This is a genomic window from Streptomyces sp. UNOC14_S4 (assembly GCF_020740835.1).
Classification (GTDB): domain Bacteria; phylum Actinomycetota; class Actinomycetes; order Streptomycetales; family Streptomycetaceae; genus Streptomyces.
Genome location: NZ_JAINFC010000078.1, coordinates 1 through 20348 on the forward strand (window position 1 = coordinate 1; position 20348 = coordinate 20348).

The following is a 20348-nucleotide window of genomic DNA, read 5'->3' on the forward strand; positions in this document are numbered from 1 at the left end:
GCACGCCGCGCTGCCCGCCGCCCGGAACGTTTGACCTTCCGCCCCATCTGACCTGCGCTTGAGCAACAGAAGTTGGAGTTCTGGACGATAGAAGACCGTCCAGAACTCCAACTTCTGTTGCTCAAGCGCAGGTCAGATGGGGTGGAAGGTCAAACGTTCCGGGCGGCGGGCAGCGCGGCGTGCAGCATCGCGTCGGCCGTGACGGTCAGTTCCCGCCAGGCCACGGCGAGTTCCGCCACCTCGACCTCTTCGAGCGAACGGCAGATATCGGCCAACCGGATACCCCGCTCCTCCAGCTCGGCGAGCGCCCGCCGCGCCGCGACGTGTCCCCCGGTGAGCGTGTCGCCGCGCAGCAGCCCGTCGCCGTGGCAGTCCAGGTAGTCCAGCCTGGTCCGGGAGAGCGCGATGGCGGTGCCCCAGCCGACGAAGCTCTCCGCGCGGCAGATGCCGGGATTCCAGCCGGTCGCCCACAGCAGGGTCTGCGGCCGGGCGCCCCGGGCCACCAGGGCCCGCCAGCGGTCGGTGCCGAGGGACTCGTCCCAGGCGCGGTAGACGAGCCGGGCCACGGCCAGCCCCGCCACGCCCGGGAGCGCGTCCGCCCGCGCCCCGCCCACGTGGGCCAGCCGCGCGTCGGTGTGGACGTCCACCCGGCCGACGTCCACGGTGACCGCGGAGGCGATGCCCGCCAGGTCCCGGCCGCGCTCGACGGCCAGCTCCAGGCCGCGGAAACACGCCTCGACGACGGCCTCGTAGCACTCGGGGGAACAGACGCCGCGGATGTCGACACCGATGCCCAGGCCCAGACACGCGGTGACGGCGGCGAGCCCGGCGCGGGTGGCGGGGATGCCGACGAGGACGTTGGGCCTGCCGACCGCCTCGGCGAGCTCGCGGGCCTCGGCCGTCATGGCCTCGGCGTCGTGGGCGTACGCGGGGTTCGCGCACACCGACACCCAGCCGTCGCCGCAGCGCCCGGAGGTGAAGACCTCGTGCAGCGAGTCGCAGGCGCGGCGGACGTCGTCGGCGACCAGCGCCCGTACGGCCGCCTCGGCGTCCGGCTCCACGGCGGCGAACTCCCGCAGCCGGTCCCGGTAGGCGGCGCTCTCGCGCAGGCCCTCGGCCGTGCCGCCGGGGTGCTGGACGGCTCCGCGGATCTTGCGCTCGGCGACCAGCTCCGCCAGATCGTCGTCGACCAGGTGCCCCCCGTGCAGACCGGCCAGCCAGGGGGAGACCCCCTCGGCCGCCAACTGCCCCAGGCCGCCATTGCCCTCGGGGTACGACCGCATGGACAAGGGTCCGCCCTTCCGCAGGTCCGTGCGGGTCACAGCGCCGGCCCGCACCACACCGATCACCGGCCTCCAAGCTACCCCACCGGTGTGATCGGATCCACAGCCGGTACGCCCCGCCGGGCCGTCGCACGGCGGGAACGGGCCCGCTCGTACGGCGTGGCCATGAGCGACCGTGCCCGGCCGTGCACGGACAAGTGCGGACCTGACACGGACCGGACGCGGCGCGGCCGCGACCTGACGAACTGAGGGCACCCCGATTGACAGGGGAATTCCCCCGGCCGAAGAGTCGAACTCCTCCTGGAACACGGCCACCTGACGAAGTAGCCCTCTTCTCCTTCACGTTCCACGCCCCCCTCAGCAGACTCCTATCCGCCGCTTTTGGCATGTGCGGGCGGCGCAATTCGCCATGGAGGTATTCAGTGGAAAGCGAGCTCGCGCTCCTGACGAGACTCCCGGCCGGGCAGCAGCCGGACTGGCACGACCATCACGACCTCGACCGGGTGCGGGCGGAACTCTCCCGGAACTCCGCCCTCGTGACCGAGGAGGACGTGCGCACGCTGCGCGCGCGGCTCGCCGCCGTCGCGGCGGGAAAGGCGCAGGTCATCCAGTCCGGCGACTGCGCCGAGGACCCCGCCGAGTGCACGCCCGGCTATGTGGCCCGCAAGGCGGCGCTGCTGGACATGCTGGCGGGCGCGATGAAGATGAACTCGCACAAGCCGGTGCTGCGGGTGGGCCGCATGGCGGGCCAGTTCGGCAAGCCCCGCTCCCGCCCGACCGAGACCGTCGGCGGGCGCGAACTCCCGGTGTACCGCGGGCACATGGTCAACCACCCGGAGCCGGACCCCGAGCTCCGCCGGCCCGACCCCAACCGCCTGCTGTCCGGCTACCGGGCGGCGAGCGAGGCGATGGAGCACCTGGGCTGGGGCACCACCGATCTGCCGTCGGTGTGCGGAGCGCCCGTGTGGACCAGCCACGAGGCGCTGCTGCTCGACTACGAACTCCCCATGGTGCGCCGGGACTCGGCGGGCAGGCCGCTGCTGACGTCCACGCACTGGCCCTGGATCGGCGAGCGCACCCGCGACCCCGAGGGCGCGCACGTCGCGCTGCTGGCGAGCGTCGTCAACCCGGTGGCGTGCAAGGTGGGTCCGGGCATGACGCCGGACGACGTGCTGCGGCTGTGCGAGGTGCTGGACCCCGCGCGGGAGCCCGGCCGCCTCACGCTGATCTCCCGCATGGGCGTGGACAACGTCGCGGACCGGCTGCCGCCCCTGGTGGCCGCCGTACGCGAGGCCGGGCACCCGGTCGTCTGGCTCTCCGACCCCATGCACGGAAACACGGTGAACGGGCCGGGCGGCCTCAAGACGCGTTTCGTGGATTCCGTGGTCCGGGAGGTCGAGGAATTCCAGCAGGCGGTCGCCGCCAATGGCGGCACGGCGGGCGGGCTGCATTTGGAAACCACCCCCGACGACGTCACCGAATGCGTGGGCAGCCGTACTCGGCTGGAACAGGTCGGCGACAAATACACCAGCTTCTGCGACCCCCGGCTCAACCCCCGGCAGGCCATGGAGGTCGCCGCGGCCTGGCACTCCTGACGGACGCGGCGCACCTGAAAGACGCGGCGCACCCGCATTGAACCTCCGCCACGAACAGCGCGAACAGGGAGAACACACGATGCAAGGAAAGGTCGCCCTCGTCACCGGGGCGGCAGGGGGGATCGGCGCGGCCGTCGTCCGCGTCCTCGCCGAGCGGGGCGTGACGGTCGCCGCCGTCGACAAGGACGCGGAGCGGTTGCGCGAGACCGTCGAGCAGACGGCCGCCGAGGGCGGCGCGGCCGTCGCCCTCCCCGTCGCCTTCCCCGTCGACGTCACCGACAGCGGCGCGGTCACGGCCGCCGTGGACGCGGTCGAGAACCGGCTCGGCCCCGTGGACTTCCTCGTCAACGCGGCCGGTGTGCTCCGGCTCGGCCGGGCCACCGAGCTCAGCGTCGAGGACTGGACCACCACCTTCGCCGTCAACACCACCGGCGTCTTCGTCGTCTCGCGGGCCGTCGTCGACCGGATGATCACGCGCCGGAGCGGTGCCGTGGTCACCGTCGCGTCGAACGCGGCGGCGGTGCCGCGGGTGAACATGGCCGCCTACGCGGCGTCGAAGGCGGCGGCCACCCTCTTCACCAAGACCCTCGGCCTGGAGGTGGCCGGGCACGGCATCCGGTGCAACGTGGTGGCCCCCGGCTCGACCGACACGCCCATGCTCAGCTCCATGTGGCACGACGAGAGCGGCCCCCGGGCGACCGTCGAGGGCGACCTCGGCACGTTCCGCGTCGGCATCCCGCTGGGCAAGGTCGCCCTGCCCCGGGACATCGCGCACGCGGTGGCCTTCCTGCTCTCCGACCAGGCGTCGCACATCACCCTGGCCGACCTCACGGTGGACGGCGGTGCGGCACTCGGTGTCTGAGACGTCGACGCCCTCCGCGGCACCGCTCCCCGAAGGGAACCCCATGCCGGGCATTCCACCCATCGCCCCGTACCCGATGCCCACCGAGGCCGACCTGCCCGCCAACACGGCGCGGTGGACGCCCGATCCGGCCCGCGCCGTGCTGCTCGTCCACGACATGCAGCGCTACTTCCTCCAGCCGTTCGCGGAGGGCGAGGCGCCGGTCACCGACCTGGTGGGCAACGCCACCGCGCTCCGCGACCGCTGTGCCGCGCTGGGCATCCCGGTGGCCTACACCGCGCAGCCGGGCGGCATGTCGCCCGAGGAACGCGGCCTGCTCAAGGACTTCTGGGGCCCCGGCATGCGGCTCACGCCCGAGCACCGCGCCGTGGCCGACCCGATCGCGCCCGAGCCCGGCGACTGGGTGTTCACCAAGTGGCGCTACAGCGCCTTCTTCCGCACCACGCTCCTCGACCGGATGCGCTCCGCCGGGCGGGACCAGCTGATCCTGTGCGGCGTCTACGCCAACATCGGCGTGCTCGCGACCGCGGTCGAGGCGTTCACCCACGACATCCAGCCCTTCCTGGTGGCCGACGCCGTCGCCGACTTCGACGCCACGGAGCACCACAGGGCCCTGGACTACGCGGCCCGCCGCTGCGCGATGGTGACGACCGCGGCGTCCGTCCTGACCGCACTCGACGCACCCCTGGCGGCACGATGACCGACGACCTGCTGACCCGGGTGCTCGCGGGGAAGACCCCCGCCTACGCCCTGCTGCACCGCCCCGACTCCGCCTCCGGCGGCGACGGCGTCCTGGACGTCCTGACCGGCACCATCGCGGAGATCGCGACGCTGGCCGACATCCCGCTGGCCGACATCCCGCTGACCGGCACCCCGTTGTCCGAAGACCCGGAGCGCGAAGGACCGGAGCGCGAACGCCCCGGCGCCGTACACCACGACGTGCTGGTCGTCGCCCCGTACCGGCAGATCGCCGAACGCGGTTACGCCTGCCCCGACGACGGCGAGCCGCTCCTGGCGATGACCGTCACCGAGCAGTCCGCCGTGACCGTGGCGGAGGCCCTGCGGCGGCTGCCCGACCTGCCCACCACCCTGGTGGGCGGCCACTTCGACGTGGACGACGCGGCGTACGCCGAGACCGTGCGCAAGGTCGTCGCCGAGGAGATCGGCACCGGCGAGGGCGCGAACTTCGTCATCAAGCGGACCTACGTCGCCGACATCACCGGCTACACCCCGCACAGCGCGCTGTCGTTCTTCCGCAGGCTGCTCGCCAAGGAGACCGGCGCGTACTGGACGTACCTCGTGCACACCGGCGGGCGCACGTTCGTCGGCGCCACGCCCGAGCGGCACGTCAGCCTCGCGGACGGCACCGCCGTGATGAACCCCATCAGCGGCACCTACCGCTACCCGGCGACGGGCCCCGACCTGCCGGGGGTCATGGACTTCCTCGCCGACCGGAAGGAAGCCGACGAGCTCTACATGGTCGTCGACGAAGAGCTGAAGATGATGGCCAGGATCTGCCCCGGGGGCGGCCGGGCCGTGGGCCCGTACCTCAAGGAGATGGCGCGGCTGGCCCACACCGAGTACTTCATCGAGGGCCGCACCGACCGCGACCCGCGCGAGATCCTCCGCGAGACGCTGTTCGCGCCCACCGTCACCGGCAGCCCGCTGGAGAGCGCCTGCCGCGTGATCGACCGCTACGAGCCGCAGGGCCGCGGCTACTACAGCGGCGTCCTCGCCCTCATCGGGCGGGACGCGCGCGGCGCGCACGCCATGGACTCGGCGATCCTCATCCGCAGCGCCGACATCGACGCGGGCGGCCGGGTGCGGATCGGCGTCGGCGCCACGCTCGTACGCCACTCCGACCCCGACGCGGAGGCCCGGGAGACGCGGGCGAAGGCCGCCGGGCTGCTCGCGGCGCTGGAGGCGGGCCCCGCCCGGTTCGCCGACCACCCGGACGTACGGGCCGCCCTCGCCTCCCGCAACGACCGCATCGCGGGCTACTGGCTGCGGACCGACGGCGAACGCGTCCGTCCGGTGCCCGCGCTCCAGGGCCGCAAGGTGCTCGTCGTCGACGCCGAGGACACCTTCACCTCGATGATCGCCCACCAACTGCGCTCCATGGGCCTGGAGGTGACCGTCCGCCGCTACGACGAGCCGTACCGGCTGGAGGGATACGACCTCTACGTCATGGGGCCGGGCCCCGGCGACCCCCGCGAGACCGCCCACCCCAAGATCGCGCACATGCGGGCCGCCATCGGCACCCTGCTCGACCAGGGGCAGCCGTTCGTCGCGGTCTGTCTCAGCCACCAGATCCTCAGCACCCTCCTGGGGCTCGACCTGGTGCGCCGCGACGTCCCCAACCAGGGCGTGCAGCGCGAGATCGACCTCTTCGGGCGGCGCGAGCGCGTCGGCTTCTACAACGCGTTCGCGGCCCGCGGCGACGACGACAAGATCGACTCGGCGCGGGCCGGAGTCGTCCAGGTCTGCCGGGAGGACGGCAGCGGCGAGGTGCACGCCCTGCGCGGCAACGGCTTCGCCTCCATGCAGTTCCACGCCGAGTCCGTGCTCACCGAGGACGGCGTGCGCATCGTCGCCGAGACCCTGGAGGAGGTGCTGCGCACATGCGTGTCGTGATCGCCTGGTGGGACCTGGCCGGCACCGGCCGGACCGTCGCCTCGCTGCGGGACTTCCTGCGCGACGAGGCCGTGGACACCTGGTCCCAGGTCCGCGGACTGCTGCTGAAGACCTGGATCTCGGACGACACCGACGGCCACGAGCGCTGGGGCGCGGTCTTCCTCTGGGAGTCCGCCGAAGCCGCCGCGCAGGAGCTGCCGCGGCGCGCCGCCGAACTCCTCGGCGGGCCGCCTCATCACCTGTGGTCCTTCGATGTCGAGGCCACCGTCGAGGGGGTGCACGACCTCGCCCGGCTCGCCGGGCACGGCCGCGCGCTGCTCCCCGGCCGATCACCTGACATCGCCTGACAGATCACCTGACAGTCACCCGCCGACTACCTGACGAAGTACCCCCGGCGCGATTGACCCTCTTTCCGCCGCCGATTCAGAGTCGGCGGCGGAGCACCCGACTTCATCCCCGCCGAGGACCCTCACCATGCCCCTCACCAGGAGCCTCACCGTGACAAGGACAAGCGAACGGCCGCCCCTGGCGGCACCCGCCATCGGCGTGCTCGGTACCGGTTCGTACCTGCCCGGCCACGTCGTGACGAACGACGAGGTCGGCGGCCCCGCGGGCGTCGACGACGCGTGGATCCAGCAGAAGACGGGCATCCTCGCCCGCCGCTACGCCAAGCCCGACGAGGCGACCTCCGACCTCGCGGTCATCGCCGGGCGCGCCGCCCTGGAGCGCGCGGGCGTCCGCGCGGCGGACCTCTCCCTGATCCTCGTGGCCACCTCCACGCCCGACGAACCGCACGCGCCCACCGCCACCGCCGTCGCCCACCGGCTGGACGCCCCGGCACGGGCCGCCGCCTTCGACATCAACTCCCTGTGCAGCGGCTTCGTGTTCGGCCTGGACACCGCGCGGAACCACCTGATCGCCGCGGGCGGCGGACACGCGCTGGTGATAGGCGCCGACATCTACTCGCGCTCCCTGAACCCGGCCGACCGCAGGACCACGCCGCTGCTCGGCGACGGCGCGGGCGCCGTGGTGCTCGGCCCGGTCCCGGAGGGCCGGGGCATCCGCGCCACGCGGCTGCTGAGTTTCGGCGGGCAGCGCGACCTGACCTCGGTCCCCGCGGGCGGCAGCCGTCTGCCCGCCTCCGAGCGCACGCTCGCCGAGGGGCTGCACTACTTCACCATGAACGGCCGCGGCGTCCGCGAGTTCGTGAACGCGAACGTGCCGCCCGCCCTCCACGGCTTCCTGAGCGACGCGGGCTGCCCGGAGGACCACGTCGACCACTTCGTGCCCCACCAGGCCAACGGCCGGATGCTCGAGGAGCTCGAGGCCGCGCTCGCCCTGCCGCGGGCGCTGACCCACACCACGGTCGCGCGGTACGGCAACACCGCCGCCGCCTCCGTGCCCATCACCCTCGACGAAGCCGTGCGCTCCGGCGCGGTACGGGAGGGCCAGACCGTGCTGCTGGCCGGGTTCGGCGGCGGCATGGCCGCGGGCTTCGCACTGATCGACTGGTGAAGGAGCCAGGAAAGATGACCGAGACCACCGCCCCGGCCGCGACCGGCCGAAGCACCCTGCCCGGCACCCTCGACGACGAGGCCGTCGAGTCCTACCTGCGGCGCATCGGCGCGAAGCGCCCCGAGCGGCCGGACCTGGCGTCGCTGCGCATGCTGCACGAACGCCACGTGCTGTCCGTGCCGTTCGAGAACATCGACTTCCACCTGGGGACGCGGCCGCGGCTCGCCATCGGTGCCGACGCCCTCCCCAAGATCATCGACCGGAACCGGGGCGGCGGCTGCTACGAGCTCAACGGCGGCTTCCGCGAGGTTCTGCTCGCCCTCGGCTACGAGGCCGAGCTGATGGCCGCCCGGGTCTGGGACTTCGGCGAACCGGGCCCGCTCATGGGCCACATGGTCCTGCGGGTGCGCGCCGAGGACTCGCCGCACCCCTGGCTCTTCGACGTGGGCTACGGCCGTGGCTTCCGCTTCCCGCTGCGGCTCGACGACCGCGCGCCGCAGGAGGACCCGCACGGCACGTTCCAGCTGGCCGACGCCCCCGAGGGGGACGTCGACGTGCTGCGCAAGGGCCGGATCCAGTACCGCATCGAGACCAGGCCGCGGGTCCTCGACGACTTCCGGCCGACGCTCATGTGGTTCGAGAACGTGCCCGACTCGCCGTTCTACACCCAGTTCTTCTGCACCCTGGCCACCGCGCACGGCCGGGTCACGATCCACGGCAACACCCTCACGCGCGACGAGGACGGCGAGCGCACGCGCGTGGAGCTGCCCGACGACGAGGCCGTGCGGGACGCCTACCGGACCTGGTTCGGCTTCGAACTGACCGACCTGCCCACACCGCCCGGCCAGCAGGCCGGGTGACGCAAACCCCTTGAGGCGCCGTGCCTCACCCCCGTAGGTCACGGCGCGAGGAGATTTCCCGTGTTCTTCAGATTCTTGGCCCTCATACTCTCCCTCTTCGTGATCGGTACCGGGGAACTCCTGCCCGGCGGCGTCATCGAACCCCTCGCGGAGGGGCTGGGCGTCTCCATCCCCACCGCCGGCCTGGTGATCACCGCTTATGCCGCGACCGTGGTCTTCGGCAGCCCGATCGTCACCGGTCTCACCACGCGGCTGTCCCGGCGCACGCTGCTGATCGGCCTGATGAGCCTGGCCACGATCGGCAACCTGATCTCCGCGCTCGCCGACGACTACGGCGTGCTGATCGTCGGCCGCGTCATCACCGCGCTCTCGCACGGCACCTTCGCCGCCGCGAGCATCGTGGTCGCGTCCACGATGGTGCCGCCGGAGAAGGCGGGCACCGCCGTCTCCCGCGTCCTGCTCGGCTTCAACCTCGCCGCGGTGGTCGGCGTGCCGCTCGGCACCATGATCGGCCAGCACTTCGGCTGGCACGCCCCGTTCCGCGTCACGGCCGGCCTCTCGGTGCTGGCGATGATCCTGCTGGCCGTGGCGATGCCCAAGACGCAGGCGGCGGCCCCGACTTCGATCAAGGACGAGCTGCGGGTCTTCGGCCGCAGGAAGATCCTCGTCGGCATCCTCACCACCGCGCTGTCCACCGGTGGCTTCTTCACCATCGTCACGTTCATGGTGCCGCTGGCGACCGAGGTCGGCGGGCTCTCCACCGGATCGGTGCCGGTCATGCTCGTCGTCTACGGCATCGGCTCGATCGCGGGCAACTGGGTGGGCGGCAAGGTGGCCGACAAGGGCCTGATGCGCGCGCTGGCCGGCACGCTGGCGGCGCTGACCGTGACCTGCGCGCTGTTCTACTTCGCGGCCCCCGTCACGGTCCTCGCGTGGCTCTTCTTCTTCCTGTTCGCCCTCGCGCAGTTCGCGATCCTGCCCGCCCTGCAGGGCAGCGTCCTGAGCGAGGCCGCGGAGGCCCCGACCTTCGCCGTCACCGTGAACGTCGCCGCCCTCCAGGTCGGCGCCACGCTCGGCTCCTGGTACGGCGGCCGGGTCATCGACGCCTTCGGCGTCCGCGGCATCACGCTGGCCGCCGCGGCCCTGGTGGCGGTGAGCACGCTGATCGCCACCTGGAGCTGGCAGCAGGACCGCGCGAAGGCCGCGGTGCCCGCGGCGCCGGCACCGGAGCCGGCCGCGTAAGCACACGCCGCGCACAGCCACGTACAACTGCATACACACGAAACGCCGGTCGGGCTGGTTGTCCAGCCCGACCGGCGTTTCGTATGTGGCACCAGAGCGAGATGTCAGAGCGAGGCGGCCAGCGCCTTCAGGCGGATCTCGATGACATCGGCCAGCGCGGTGGCGTCCGCCTCGCTCTCGCCGTGCCCGAAGATCCGCGTGTAGACGTACTCCGAGCCGCCCTCGGCGTTCTCCAGCACGCGGGTCCGCGCGCGGTGGTCGGCGCCGCCGTCGATGTCGTGCGTGACCCGGAGGTCGACCGTCCGCGCGGCGGGGTCCGCCTCCAGCTCCAGGTGGACCGGTCCGATGGACGTCTCGACCGTCCAGTCGTCGCCGTCCTCGGTCACCTTCAGCGCGAAGTCGGCGCACCAGCCGGTCAGCCGGCGTGCGTCGGAGATGACCGCGTAGACCGCGTCGGCCGACGCGGCAAAGGTGGCGGTGCGCGTAACGCTTCCCATCACTGGGCTCCTCGGGATGTGGTGGATCTGCGGGCGGAGCGTGCCAGGGCGGCCTCCGCCCAGCGCTCCATCCCGCACCCTGGCAGCCGGCCCACCGCCGTACATCCCCCGATCACGGGATGTCCGGCGGGACACCGCGGCGCATGCTCGTGACCGACGGGCCCGGCACACCGGCCGGGGCATCGAGCGAGGCGAGGAGTTACCTCATGACAGCGCGTTTCTCCGGCAAGGTGGCCCTGATCACCGGCGGCGGCTCCGGCATAGGCCGCGCCACCGCGATCGCCTTCGCGCGTGAGGGCGCCACGGTCGTCGTCGCCGGGCGCACCCCCGGGAACCTGGACGAGACCGTGCGGCTGATCGAGGCGGAGGGGGCCGCCGGCAGCGCCGTCACCGCCGACATCTCCGTCGCCGCCGACGTCGAGCGGCTGGTCGCGACCGTCGTGGAGCGGCACGGCGCCCTGGACATCGCGGTCAACAACGCGGGCTGGCTGCCCGACCCGGCGTTCCTGGGCGACCTGGAGCAGGACGTGCTGGAGCGGACCCTGGGCATCAACCTCGTGGGCACCTGGCTGTCGATGAAGCACGAGATCGCCCATATGCGGGCCAACGGCGGCGGCACCATCGTCAACGTCGGCTCCGTCCTCGGCACGCACGCCACGGTGCCGGGCGCCGGTGCCTACAGCGCGAGCAAGGCGGCGATCGCCGCGCTGAGCCGCAACGCCGCGCGCGAGTACGCCGCCGACGGCATCCGGGTGAACACCCTCAGCCCGGCCGCGATGGAGACCACCATGTCCCTGCTGCCCGGCGAGACCGAGGCCGAGCGGACGGAGCGGGCCAAGGGCATGTTCCCGGTGGGCCGCATGGGCACGGTCGAGGAGGGCGCGTCGGCCGTCCTGTGGCTGGCCTCCGCGGAGTCGGGCTTCACGCTGGGCCACGAGCTGGTCCTCGACGGCGGCGCCACCGCCTGAGCCCACGCGCGAGCCCACACCGGGGCCGCCCCACCACTACGGAGAACTGCCATGAGCTTCGAGCACGTCCACGACCGCGCCCCGCGGGCGATCTACGTCCCGCCGGGATCCGGCCTGAGCCGCTGGGTGTTCGGCGACCGCTACACCATCAAGGCCACGGTCGAGTCGACCAACGGCACCCTCGGCTTCATGGAGGGCATCGTGCCCCCCGGCGGCGGCCCGCCCGCCCACATCCACCACGAGGTCGACGAGGCGTTCTACATCATCGAGGGGCGCCTCGAACTGCTCAACGGCGACCGTGAACTCTTCGCCGAGCCCGGCTCGTTCGTCTTCGTGCCCAAGGGCACGGTGCACGGGTTCAAGAACGTCAGCGACGAGCCCTGCAAGATGCTGATCATGTTTATGCCGGGCGGCGTCGAGCAGGCGTTCCTGGAGCTGGGCGTGCCCGCCGACGACGACACCCCGCCGCCCCCGCCGGAGCAGTACGCGACGGACGTGGAGAACGCGATGCGGATCGTGAAGAAGTACGGCGCCGAATACGTGTAGGCCCGTCGTCCGCCGGCAGCCGCAGCGCAGCCGTACCGCACCGCAGCCGTACCGCACCACAGACAGGAGCCCCCATGCCCGCCCCCGACGGCCTGATCGACGTCCACCACCACGCCATTCCCCCGGCCTACCGCGAGGCCCTCGGTGACCGCGTCGCCATCCCCGGCGTCGACTACCCCACCTGGAGCCCGGAGACCAGCCTGGAGGTCATGGACCGGCACGGCATCGCCGCGTCCGTGCTGTCCGTCACCGCCCCCGGCGTGAGCTTCCTGGAGGGCACGGAGCGCATCCGCATGGCCCGCCAGGTCAACGAGTACTACGCCGGACTGCTCGCCGGGCACCCCACTCGCTTCGGCGCGTTCGCGGTCCTGCCCCTGCCGGACGTGGCCGCCGCCAAGGACGAGCTGGCGTACGCGATCGACGAGCTGGGCCTGGACGGCGTCGCCATGCTGACCAGCTACGGCGACCGCTACCTCGGCGACCCCGAGTTCGAGCCGCTGCTCGCCGAGATCGCCGACCGCGGACTGCCGCTGCACGTCCACCCGGCGGCCCCGCCCGCGCGGGACCTGCAGACCTTCGACCTCCCCGCGTCGCTCTACGACTTCACCTTCGAGACGACCCGCACCGTCGTGAGCCTGCTCTTCAACGGGGTGCTGACGCGGCTGCCGCACCTGAAGCTGATCGTCTCGCACGCGGGCGGCACCCTCCCGTTCCTCGCCAAGCGGCTCACCTACGGGCCCACCATCGGCAAGTACCTCACGGAGCGCGCCCCGGCGGACGTGATCGGCACGCTGCGCGGCATCTACTACGACATCGCCATGTCGGCGAACGAGTTCGCGCTGCCCGCGCTCACCGAACTCGCCGCCCCCGACAGGATCCTGTTCGGCAGCGACTACCCGTTCATGCCCGCCGAGCACACCACGGAGAACGTCACGGGGTTCCGCACCTACGCGGGCTGGAGCGAGCGGCAGCGCACGGCCATCGGGCGCGACAACGCCCTGGCGCTCTTCCCCCGGCTCGCGGGCTGAGGGACGCACCGAAAAAACGTCCGGTCACTTGACGAAGAAGCCGGTCACCCGGCCCGTCACCTGACGAAGTGGAACGAACTCCGTTGCCGCCCCCGGACCCCGCGGGCAGAGTGGGCGAGGTGAACGGAGTCATCGAAACCACTCGCCACCAGCGCAATTCCTCTGGTCACGCGTTCGGTTGGGCGAGCCTGACACCGGCGGAGCTGCGGGTCGCACGGCTGGTCTCCGAAGGCCTGACCAACCGTGCCGCGGCCGCCGTCCTGTCGGTGTCGCCGCACACCGTGGACAGTCATCTGCGGCACGTCTTCACCAAGCTGGAGATATCCAACCGCGTGGCCCTGGCCCGGTTCGTCTTCGCCCACGACATCCCGGAAACCGGGAACGTGGCGGCCTGACGCACCGCGCGCAAGACACCACAACTCCCCGGCTCATCCGGGGAGTAGGCGCATCGCACGGAACATCGCACGGAAAGGGGAGCCGAGTCCATGACGGAAGCGCAATCCGCGTTTCACGTGAAACCAGCCTCCGCCGCCCGTCCACCGCTCACGGCCCGCATCCCCGGTTCCAAGAGCCTCACCAACCGGGCCCTGCTGCTCGCCGCGGCGGCCGTGGGCACGAGCAGACTGCGGTCCCCGCTGGTCAGCGACGACACCCTCGCCTTCCGCACGGCACTGGGCGAGCTCGGCTTCCCGGTCCACGCGGACCCGTCCGACACGGTGTGGTCGGTGACCGGCACGGGCCGCGGCCCGGTCGGGCGGGCCCGGGTGTGGTGCGCCGACGCGGGTACGGCGGCACGCTTCCTGCCGCCGTTCGCGGCCACCGGGTCCGGCGAGTTCCTCTTCGACGGCAGCGACCAGCTCCGGGCCCGGCCCCTGCGCCCGCTCGCCGACGCGCTGGCCCGGCTGGGCGCGTCCGTACGCACCGGACCGGACGGCGGCCTGCCGGTGCGGATCGAGTCCGACGGGCTCTACGGAGGCGAACTCGCCCTCGACGGCTCGCTCAGCAGCCAGTACCTGACCGGCCTGCTGCTCGCGGCCCCCCTCATGACCACCCCGCTCTCCCTCACCGCCGAGCGGCTCGTCAGCCGCCCCTACGTCGACATGACGCTCGCCCTGATGCGGCGCTTCGGGGCGAGCGTCGACGAGAGCGCCGACGGCACGCTGCGGGTGCTCCCCGGCGACTACACCGCCGTCGACCTCGACATCGAACCGGACGCCTCCACCGCCTCGTACGTCTTCGCGGCGGCCGCCGTCACCGGCACCGCCGTGACCGTGCCGGGCCTGGGACGGCACAGCCTCCAGGGCGACCTGCGGTTCGTCGAGGTCCTGCGGCGGACGGGCGCGCGGGTGGAGATCGGTGAGCACGCCACCACGGTCACCGGCACGGGCCGGCTGCGCGGCGGCTTCGACGTCGACATGGGCGAGATCTCCGACACGTTCATGACGCTGGCCGCGATCGCGCCCCTGGCCGACGGGCCCATCACCGTCCACAGCATCGCGCACGCCCGGCTCAAGGAGTCGGACCGGATCGCCGCCGTCGCCCGCAACCTGGCGGCGCTCGGGGTGGAGACCACGACGGGCCCCGACCGGATCACCGTGCACCCCGCCGAGCCCACCGGGGCCGGGATCGCCTGCCACCGCGACCACCGCATCGGCATGGCCTTCTCCGTGCTCGGGCTGCGGGTGCCCGGCATCACGCTCGACGACCCGGCCTGCGTCGGCAAGACCTTCCCCGGCTTCCACGCCGAGCTGCGGCGCCTCTTCCCCGGTCAGGCGCCCGCGGTCCCGACGGCAGACCGGACGGGAGAACAGTGAGCGACGACATGAGCGACGCCATGACGGACACGGCGGGGATTCTCATCGCCGGCGGCGGCATCGGCGGGCTGGCGGCCGCCGTCGCCGTGGCCGCGCAGGGGTGGCACGTCACGGTGCTGGAACGCCGCGACACCTTCAGCGAACTGGGCGCGGGCATCCAGCTCGGGCCGAACGCCTTCCACGCCCTGGACGTTCTGGGCGTCGGCGAGGCCGTACGGACCAGCGCCGTGCACATCGACGAACTGCGTTTCCTGGACGGCACGACGGGCGAACGCGTCGCCGCCATGCCGCTCACCGGCACCTACCGCGAACGCTTCGGCAACCCCTACGCCGTGGTGCACCGCGGGGACCTCTACCAGGCCCTGCTGGACGCCTGCCGGGCCCGGCCCGAGCGGATCCGCCTGGTGGGCGGGGCCGCCGTCACGTCGTACGAGCAGCGGGGCGGAACCGTCACGGCCGTCACGGAGGACGGCCGCCGCTTCACCGGGCACGCCCTGATCGGTGCCGACGGCATCCGCTCCGCGATCCGGCGGCAACTGGTCGGCGACGGAGAGCCGCTGGTGTCCGGCCACACCATCTACCGCTCGGTGATCCCGATGGACCGCGTCCCGCACGAGCTGCGCTGGAACACGGTCAACCTGTGGGCCGGTCCCCAGTGGCACTTCGTGCACTACCCCATCGGCGGCGGCGCGTTCCTCAACCTGGCCGCCACCCGCGACGACGGCGCCACCGAGGCCGTCGTCGGCCGCCCGGCCGAAAAGTCCCATGTCCTGGGGCAGTTCCCCGACCTGAGCGACACCGCGCGCCGCCTCCTCGAACTCGGCGAGGACTGGAAGGAATGGGTCCTGTGCGACCGCGACCCGGTCGACGACTGGACCGACGGCCGTGTGGCGCTCCTCGGCGACGCGGCGCACCCGATGCTCCAGTACGCGGCCCAGGGGGCGTGCATGGCGCTGGAGGACGCGGTGACCATCGGGCGGCTGCTCGACGGCTCCCCCGACGACGTGCCGCAACGGCTGGAGAAGTACACCGCGGAGCGACGGGAGCGGGCCGGGCGCACCCAGCTCGTGGCCCGGCTGATGGGCAGCCGCCTCTACCACCCGGAGGGGGCGGAGGCGGCCGCACGCAACGCGATGCTCTCCTCCCTGTCGGCGGACGAGCTCCACGACAAGGTCTCCTGGCTCCACGGCGCCCGCGTCTGACGGCGCGGGGGGGGCGGGGTCCCCGGTGGGGTGCCCCCTTTACGCCGCCGGCTTGCGCAGCATCGCCAGGAAGAAGCGCGTCTTGCGCACCAGCACCTCCCGCATCCCCGGGAGCCCCGCGATCATGCCCTCGATGAAATCCGCCCCGAAGCGCTCCGCGAACTCCGCCCTCCTGTCGTAGCACCCCAGAGCCAGGACGTTCATGGTCATGGCCAGATTCGCCGAGAGGTCCTTGAACTCCAGGGTGTGGAAGCCCGTCTTGCCGACCAGGTCGAAGAAGTCCGGCAGGGTCGGCGGGGTGTTGGCGGCGAAGACCGTCTCGAAGACGGCGATGTCGGAGGGGGTCAGCTCGCCGGTGACGACCGACTCCAGGACCAGCAGGCTCGCGCCCGGCTTGAGGACCCGCCACGCCTCGGCGAGCCCCTTGGCACGGTCCATGTGACAGAGGCTCTCGACGAACCACGCGCAGTCGAACGACTCGTCTTCGTAGGGGAGTCGTGTCGCGTCGGCGAACTCGAACGTGAGGCGGTCGGTCAGGCCGTGCTCGTCCGCGAGACGGCTCGCGGCGGCGATCTGCTCCTTGCTGACGGAGATGCCGGTGACCCGGACGTCGCGCTGCTGGGCCAGTCGTAACGCCGGGCGCCCGGTGCCGCAGCCGATGTCCAGGACGCGCTGTCCGGGCTTCGGGTCGAGGGTGCTGACGAGGTAGTCGGTGTAGCGGTCCTGCGCCTCGGACGACATGGCGGCCATGTCCAGGCCCTGCGGGACGGGCGCGTCCGGCGGGAACCAGAGGCCGCAGTGCATGCTCTCGCCGAGCGTCAGGTGGTAGATCTCACCGAACTTGTCGAACCAATTGCCGACATCGTCGGACGTGACCTGGAGCAAGGGGTTCTTCGCGTCGTGCGGCACGGTGTCTCCTCCCGAGGATCACTTTCGCGGGCCTTGGGAAGCGTCCAGCACCCCGCCGGAGACCTACAAGGCCGCCCTCGGGGCAGAGCCGATCTTTCAAGCCACCGTGCGGCGGCGGAAGTTCAGCCGTCTCCCTCTTCCTCTGCGGTCCCCTCCACCGCCTCCTCCTCGGCCAGGCGCTCCGCGATGTCGTCGCCCCAGACCTGGGCCCACTGCCGGAGTTCCTCGGTCCCCTCCTCGTCGAGGCCGTACGCCCTGAAGGCGCCGTCGTCGAGCCATTCGGCGCGGGCGAGCCGCCCCTGGAGGTCGGTGAGGTCGAACGCCCCGTCCGGGGCGTGGCGCCGTCCCAGTTCCTCCAGTTCGGCGTGGGACCAGTGCGCGGAGGCGGCCCGGACGGCGACGAGGTGACGGGCGAGTCCGAGGTCGGCGAGGGCGCGCACTTCGAGGCCGACGACGTCCTCGACGGCGGGCACGGGCCCGTACTCCGTGAGCGCCGGGGGCCGCCACAGCGTCTCCTTGCGGAGGTCGACGGCGCTCTCCTCCCCGGTGGCGGGGTCGGCCACCACGAGCCGTACGGCCAGGGCGGTCACGTCCGGGGCCCCCACCCGCCAGTCCCGCTCCGCCAGGCCGGACCGCAGCCGCGCCGCGATCTCATCCATGGGCTCGGGCACCTCGGTGACGAACTCCAGGTCGCGGCCGGGCCGCCCGCCGAGGCCGTGGGCCCGTACGGCATGGGCCCCGGCGAGCAGCGGCGCGTACGGGGCACAGGCCTCCCGGACATCGGACAGCAGCGCGCGGTGCGGCTCCTCCGGTGCGGGCGACGGCGTCTCGGGCAGCATGATCGCGATTATGGCGTACGGGTCGGGGCGGGGGCCGGACCGTGGGACCGGACGGAAGAAGCCGCCCCCGGACGCTCCCGGGGGCGGCTCGTCTTCGGACTGCTGGTCCTCGTGCGGCTCAGTGCCCGTGACCCTCATGGCCGTGGCCATGGCCGTGGAAGTGCTCCTCGTGCTCCTCCCTGTTCCCCGAGCCGTTGCCGGAGAGGACCGGGATCTCGTCGAGGATGTGCGACAGCGGCGCGTCGCCCTGGTGGACCGTGGAGTTCTCCGTGCAGGACTGCTGCGCCTGCTGCGAGAGGACCGGGATGTCCTCGAGGCCGACATTGATCAGGCCGATCAGCGACTGGGCGCCGAGCTTGCCGATGCCCAGGCAGGGCTTGTTCAGCGAGCCGTTGATCAGGCCCATCTGCGGGCTCATATAACCGCCGGTCCAGGTGTTTCCGTACATCTGGGCGGCGCCATTGGCGTTGAAGGTGTCATGGTCGTTGCCCACCGCCATCGCCGGGGCGGTCGAGGCGGCCGCGGCGGAGGCCGCGAGCGCCGCGGTGGCCACTACTTTCTTGATCACGCTGTTCCTTCGCTGCTGGTCGACGGGTTACGGGAGCTCCCTGACCAACTCGAAAATTCGACGGAGGTTATTCGGCTTCACCTCTTCGGCCCAGCCCGCAGCCCGATCAGCATAAGTACGGCGAACGGGCGGGCCACCGGAAAAAAGCCGGATCCCCGACTGACAAAGGGAATCGGAAAACGAAAATCCCCCCTGGCGCGGGGCCCGCACACCCGCGCCAGAGGGGCTTTTCGCTGCGTTCCGGACGATATTTTGGAGGTGTCCGGCGGCTGGGGTCAGCCGTTGCCCGAGCCGTTGCCCGAGAGGATCGGGATCTCGGACAGGATGTGCGACAGCTGAGCGTCGCCATCGCGGATCGTGGAGTTGTCGGTGCACTGCTGCTGGTTCTGCTGCGTGAGGATCGGCACGTCCTGGACGCCGACGTTGATCAGGGCGGCTACCGACTGGAGGCCCAGCTTGCCGATGCCCAGGCAGGGCTTGTTCAGGGTGCCCTGGATCAGGCTCATCTGGGGGCTTTCCTTGCCCCCGGTCTTGGTGTTCCCATAACCGGTTCTGGCCGCATTGGCGTTCGCGACGTCATTGTCGTTCCCGATCGCCAGCGCGGGGCCGGCCAGGGTGCCGACCGCGGAAACCGACAGGGCCGCCGTGGCCATTACCTTCTTCAGCACGTCCATGCCTTTCGATCGTGTAGCGCCCCCACTGGGAAAGCGTTCTGAACAACTCCGCCCCTATTGCGGAGGTTCCGGGCTTTCACTCATTCGAGCCAGTGGCCCGCTGCACGTATTACTGGCAGATCGCGTGACGTACTACTGGCTTTTATGACCGGCCGAGGCGCCGATAAGCCATGACGCTGGTGAGCGTGACATAGCGATAGGGGCCGCAGTGGACCGTCTGCAGCACACCGCGGTCGATGAGGCGGGTGACGGTCCACGGCGTCAGGCCGAGCAGTTCCGCCGCCGAGCGGACGGGCAGGCTCATGCCCTCGAACACGGCGGGGAGCGGACGGGTGCGGGCAGGGGCCTCCGCGAGTTCCAGGCAGGTCGGACCACTCATCAGCGCACCGCACCCACCCGTACGCGGGACCGGCCTGCGGCGCAGCCGAGGGGCGGCGCCGCGGCCCTCACCGGGCCCACGCGGGCCGCCGACCGCGTCGGCAGGGCCGCGCGGAGGGCGTCGAAGAGCGCGTCCTCCGTCTGCGTGCCGCACAGCACGCGGTCGCCGACGCGGAAGATCGGCACTCCCGTGACCCCGTGGGCGCGCAGCCGGTCCATCTCCGCGCGCAGCTCGTCGGCGGCCTGTGACGTGTCCAAGAGAAAACCGTCCGGTCTGGATTCATCGTGCGCCGTTTTCACCCCGCACTCGGCGGCGATCTCCCGGAGCACGGCGGGGTCCGCGATGTGCAGCCCGTCCGTGAAGTACGCCCGGAAGAGGCGCTCCACCACGGGCTCCGCCCGGCCCTGCTCCGCCGCTCGGGAGATCAGCAGGTGAGCGCCGAAGCTGTTGCCGACCACGGCCCGGCCGAGCGCCAACTCCAGCCCGTCCTGGGCGGCCTGACCAGTGGTACGGGCGATGTACGCCTCGGCACCCTCGCCGAAAAGGGCCTTGAGAACCGTGCCGAGCGGCAGCGGTCCGAGGGGGGCGTCGGGGGCGAGCCGGAACGGTCGGAACGTCAGCCGCACGGGCACGGCGGCGGCGCGGAGACGGGTGGCCGCGCGCGCGAGGCGGGTGTAGCCGACGTAGGAGCGGACGCAGTGGACGTCCATGACCATGTCCGCCTTGACCATTGCCGGAACCCCCCATAGAGCGGATTTCCATACCGCCTAGCCATTTCCCTGGAACCTAGATCAGCAACTTACCGGGCGTCAAGTATGATTTTGCCTTCACCAAACGCGCCCCGACAGGGGCGCGGGGAACTGCGCGACAAGCCCCCACCGGACCGGCAGCCGCAAGCCGGACCCACGAGGCACCCCGGTAGGCATGGGGGTC

The 20348-nt window shown here is 72.0% G+C and carries 23 protein-coding genes; 15 read left to right on the forward strand and 8 right to left on the reverse strand.

Annotated features, from left to right (window positions below; all coding sequences use genetic code 11):
* Positions 1-149: 149 nt before the first annotated feature.
* Positions 150-1283 (reverse strand): transaldolase family protein, encoded by a 1134-nt coding sequence (locus tag K6I34_RS10120; RefSeq protein WP_229324467.1) that lies wholly within the window; start codon positions 1281-1283, stop codon positions 150-152.
* A gap of 90 nt (positions 1284-1373) precedes the next feature.
* On the opposite strand from K6I34_RS10120, the gene K6I34_RS10125 reads away from it, so the two are divergent.
* The 9 genes from K6I34_RS10125 to K6I34_RS10165 all read left to right on the forward strand — a co-directional run bounded on the left by K6I34_RS10125 (position 1374) and on the right by K6I34_RS10165 (position 9991).
* Positions 1374-1532 (forward strand): hypothetical protein, encoded by a 159-nt coding sequence (locus K6I34_RS10125; protein WP_229324424.1) that lies wholly within the window; start codon positions 1374-1376, stop codon positions 1530-1532.
* Between the two features lie 173 nt (positions 1533-1705).
* Positions 1706-2878 carry a 3-deoxy-7-phosphoheptulonate synthase gene (locus K6I34_RS10130; protein ID WP_229324426.1) on the forward strand — a complete coding sequence of 391 codons (1173 nt, stop codon included), beginning with the start codon at positions 1706-1708 and terminating at the stop codon, positions 2876-2878.
* A gap of 79 nt (positions 2879-2957) precedes the next feature.
* Positions 2958-3740: a 2,3-dihydro-2,3-dihydroxybenzoate dehydrogenase gene (locus tag K6I34_RS10135; RefSeq protein ID WP_229324428.1), complete on the forward strand. Its 783-nt coding sequence runs from the start codon at positions 2958-2960 to the stop codon at positions 3738-3740.
* Between the two features lie 43 nt (positions 3741-3783).
* Complete coding sequence (locus tag K6I34_RS10140) at positions 3784-4440, forward strand: isochorismatase family protein (RefSeq protein WP_229324430.1); 657 nt, start codon at positions 3784-3786, stop codon at positions 4438-4440.
* Positions 4437-6374: an anthranilate synthase family protein gene (locus K6I34_RS10145; protein WP_229324432.1), complete on the forward strand. Its 1938-nt coding sequence runs from the start codon at positions 4437-4439 to the stop codon at positions 6372-6374. The genes K6I34_RS10140 and K6I34_RS10145 overlap by 4 nt, the downstream gene beginning before the upstream one ends.
* Positions 6362-6721 carry a hypothetical protein gene (locus tag K6I34_RS10150; protein ID WP_229324434.1) on the forward strand — a complete coding sequence of 120 codons (360 nt, stop codon included), beginning with the start codon at positions 6362-6364 and terminating at the stop codon, positions 6719-6721. Before K6I34_RS10145 ends, K6I34_RS10150 begins: the two co-directional genes overlap by 13 nt.
* A gap of 151 nt (positions 6722-6872) precedes the next feature.
* Entirely contained in the window at positions 6873-7889 is a 1017-nt protein-coding gene (locus K6I34_RS10155; RefSeq protein WP_229324436.1) for a 3-oxoacyl-ACP synthase III family protein, read from the forward strand.
* Positions 7890-7903: 14 nt separating this feature from the next.
* Positions 7904-8749, forward strand: a complete 846-nt coding sequence (locus K6I34_RS10160; protein WP_229324438.1) for an arylamine N-acetyltransferase — start codon at positions 7904-7906, stop codon at positions 8747-8749.
* Positions 8750-8809: 60 nt separating this feature from the next.
* On the forward strand, positions 8810-9991 hold the full coding sequence (locus tag K6I34_RS10165; protein ID WP_229324440.1) for an MFS transporter: 1182 nt from the start codon (positions 8810-8812) through the stop codon (positions 9989-9991).
* A gap of 104 nt (positions 9992-10095) precedes the next feature.
* Here the strand turns inward: K6I34_RS10165 and K6I34_RS10170 are convergent, their stop codons facing one another.
* On the reverse strand, positions 10096-10488 hold the full coding sequence (locus K6I34_RS10170; RefSeq protein ID WP_229324442.1) for an SRPBCC family protein: 393 nt from the start codon (positions 10486-10488) through the stop codon (positions 10096-10098).
* 206 nt (positions 10489-10694) lie between these two features.
* On the opposite strand from K6I34_RS10170, the gene K6I34_RS10175 reads away from it, so the two are divergent.
* The 6 genes from K6I34_RS10175 to K6I34_RS10200 all read left to right on the forward strand — a co-directional run bounded on the left by K6I34_RS10175 (position 10695) and on the right by K6I34_RS10200 (position 16046).
* The gene (locus K6I34_RS10175; protein WP_229324444.1) at positions 10695-11456 is read left to right on the forward strand and encodes an SDR family NAD(P)-dependent oxidoreductase; all 762 of its coding nucleotides are present in this window, start codon (positions 10695-10697) and stop codon (positions 11454-11456) included.
* Between the two features lie 51 nt (positions 11457-11507).
* A complete protein-coding gene (locus K6I34_RS10180; protein ID WP_229324446.1) occupies positions 11508-12002 on the forward strand; it encodes a cupin domain-containing protein in 495 nt (164 codons plus the stop codon).
* Positions 12003-12076: 74 nt separating this feature from the next.
* On the forward strand, positions 12077-13030 hold the full coding sequence (locus K6I34_RS10185) for an amidohydrolase family protein (protein WP_229324448.1): 954 nt from the start codon (positions 12077-12079) through the stop codon (positions 13028-13030).
* Positions 13031-13149: 119 nt separating this feature from the next.
* A complete protein-coding gene (locus K6I34_RS10190) occupies positions 13150-13425 on the forward strand; it encodes a response regulator transcription factor (protein ID WP_229324450.1) in 276 nt (91 codons plus the stop codon).
* Between the two features lie 90 nt (positions 13426-13515).
* Positions 13516-14844: a 3-phosphoshikimate 1-carboxyvinyltransferase gene (gene aroA / locus K6I34_RS10195; RefSeq protein ID WP_229324452.1), complete on the forward strand. Its 1329-nt coding sequence runs from the start codon at positions 13516-13518 to the stop codon at positions 14842-14844.
* An 8-nt stretch (positions 14845-14852) separates the two neighbouring features.
* The gene (locus K6I34_RS10200; protein ID WP_229324455.1) at positions 14853-16046 is read left to right on the forward strand and encodes a 3-hydroxybenzoate 6-monooxygenase; all 1194 of its coding nucleotides are present in this window, start codon (positions 14853-14855) and stop codon (positions 16044-16046) included.
* Between the two features lie 39 nt (positions 16047-16085).
* Here the strand turns inward: K6I34_RS10200 and K6I34_RS10205 are convergent, their stop codons facing one another.
* The 6 genes from K6I34_RS10205 to K6I34_RS10230 all read right to left on the reverse strand — a co-directional run bounded on the left by K6I34_RS10205 (position 16086) and on the right by K6I34_RS10230 (position 20146).
* Complete coding sequence (locus K6I34_RS10205; protein WP_229324457.1) at positions 16086-16955, reverse strand: cyclopropane-fatty-acyl-phospholipid synthase family protein; 870 nt, start codon at positions 16953-16955, stop codon at positions 16086-16088.
* Positions 16956-17077: 122 nt separating this feature from the next.
* Entirely contained in the window at positions 17078-17794 is a 717-nt protein-coding gene (locus K6I34_RS10210; RefSeq protein WP_229324459.1) for a hypothetical protein, read from the reverse strand.
* Between the two features lie 118 nt (positions 17795-17912).
* Positions 17913-18362, reverse strand: a complete 450-nt coding sequence (locus K6I34_RS10215) for a rodlin (protein WP_229324461.1) — start codon at positions 18360-18362, stop codon at positions 17913-17915.
* A 275-nt stretch (positions 18363-18637) separates the two neighbouring features.
* Positions 18638-19030 (reverse strand): rodlin, encoded by a 393-nt coding sequence (locus K6I34_RS10220; protein ID WP_229324469.1) that lies wholly within the window; start codon positions 19028-19030, stop codon positions 18638-18640.
* Positions 19031-19178: 148 nt separating this feature from the next.
* Entirely contained in the window at positions 19179-19415 is a 237-nt protein-coding gene (locus tag K6I34_RS10225; protein ID WP_229324463.1) for a helix-turn-helix domain-containing protein, read from the reverse strand.
* On the reverse strand, positions 19415-20146 hold the full coding sequence (locus tag K6I34_RS10230; protein WP_229324465.1) for a DsbA family protein: 732 nt from the start codon (positions 20144-20146) through the stop codon (positions 19415-19417). Before K6I34_RS10230 ends, K6I34_RS10225 begins: the two co-directional genes overlap by 1 nt.
* Positions 20147-20348: the final 202 nt, after the last annotated feature.

Excerpts from the sequence above, each read along its gene's own strand:
- K6I34_RS10120 (WP_229324467.1), bottom strand. The coding sequence starts at position 1,283 with ATGCGGTCGTACCCCGAGGGCAATGGCGGCCTGGGGCAGTTGGCGGCC.
- K6I34_RS10135 (WP_229324428.1), top strand. The coding sequence starts at position 2,958 with ATGCAAGGAAAGGTCGCCCTCGTCACCGGGGCGGCAGGGGGGATCGGC.
- K6I34_RS10140 (WP_229324430.1), top strand. The coding sequence starts at position 3,784 with ATGCCGGGCATTCCACCCATCGCCCCGTACCCGATGCCCACCGAGGCC.
- K6I34_RS10145 (WP_229324432.1), top strand. The coding sequence starts at position 4,437 with ATGACCGACGACCTGCTGACCCGGGTGCTCGCGGGGAAGACCCCCGCC.
- K6I34_RS10150 (WP_229324434.1), top strand. The coding sequence starts at position 6,362 with ATGCGTGTCGTGATCGCCTGGTGGGACCTGGCCGGCACCGGCCGGACC.
- K6I34_RS10160 (WP_229324438.1), top strand. The coding sequence starts at position 7,904 with ATGACCGAGACCACCGCCCCGGCCGCGACCGGCCGAAGCACCCTGCCC.
- K6I34_RS10170 (WP_229324442.1), bottom strand. The coding sequence starts at position 10,488 with ATGGGAAGCGTTACGCGCACCGCCACCTTTGCCGCGTCGGCCGACGCG.
- K6I34_RS10175 (WP_229324444.1), top strand. The coding sequence starts at position 10,695 with ATGACAGCGCGTTTCTCCGGCAAGGTGGCCCTGATCACCGGCGGCGGC.
- K6I34_RS10180 (WP_229324446.1), top strand. The coding sequence starts at position 11,508 with ATGAGCTTCGAGCACGTCCACGACCGCGCCCCGCGGGCGATCTACGTC.
- K6I34_RS10185 (WP_229324448.1), top strand. The coding sequence starts at position 12,077 with ATGCCCGCCCCCGACGGCCTGATCGACGTCCACCACCACGCCATTCCC.
- aroA (WP_229324452.1), top strand. The coding sequence starts at position 13,516 with ATGACGGAAGCGCAATCCGCGTTTCACGTGAAACCAGCCTCCGCCGCC.
- K6I34_RS10200 (WP_229324455.1), top strand. The coding sequence starts at position 14,853 with ATGAGCGACGCCATGACGGACACGGCGGGGATTCTCATCGCCGGCGGC.
- K6I34_RS10210 (WP_229324459.1), bottom strand. The coding sequence starts at position 17,794 with ATGCTGCCCGAGACGCCGTCGCCCGCACCGGAGGAGCCGCACCGCGCG.
- K6I34_RS10225 (WP_229324463.1), bottom strand. The coding sequence starts at position 19,415 with ATGAGTGGTCCGACCTGCCTGGAACTCGCGGAGGCCCCTGCCCGCACC.
- K6I34_RS10230 (WP_229324465.1), bottom strand. The coding sequence starts at position 20,146 with ATGGTCAAGGCGGACATGGTCATGGACGTCCACTGCGTCCGCTCCTAC.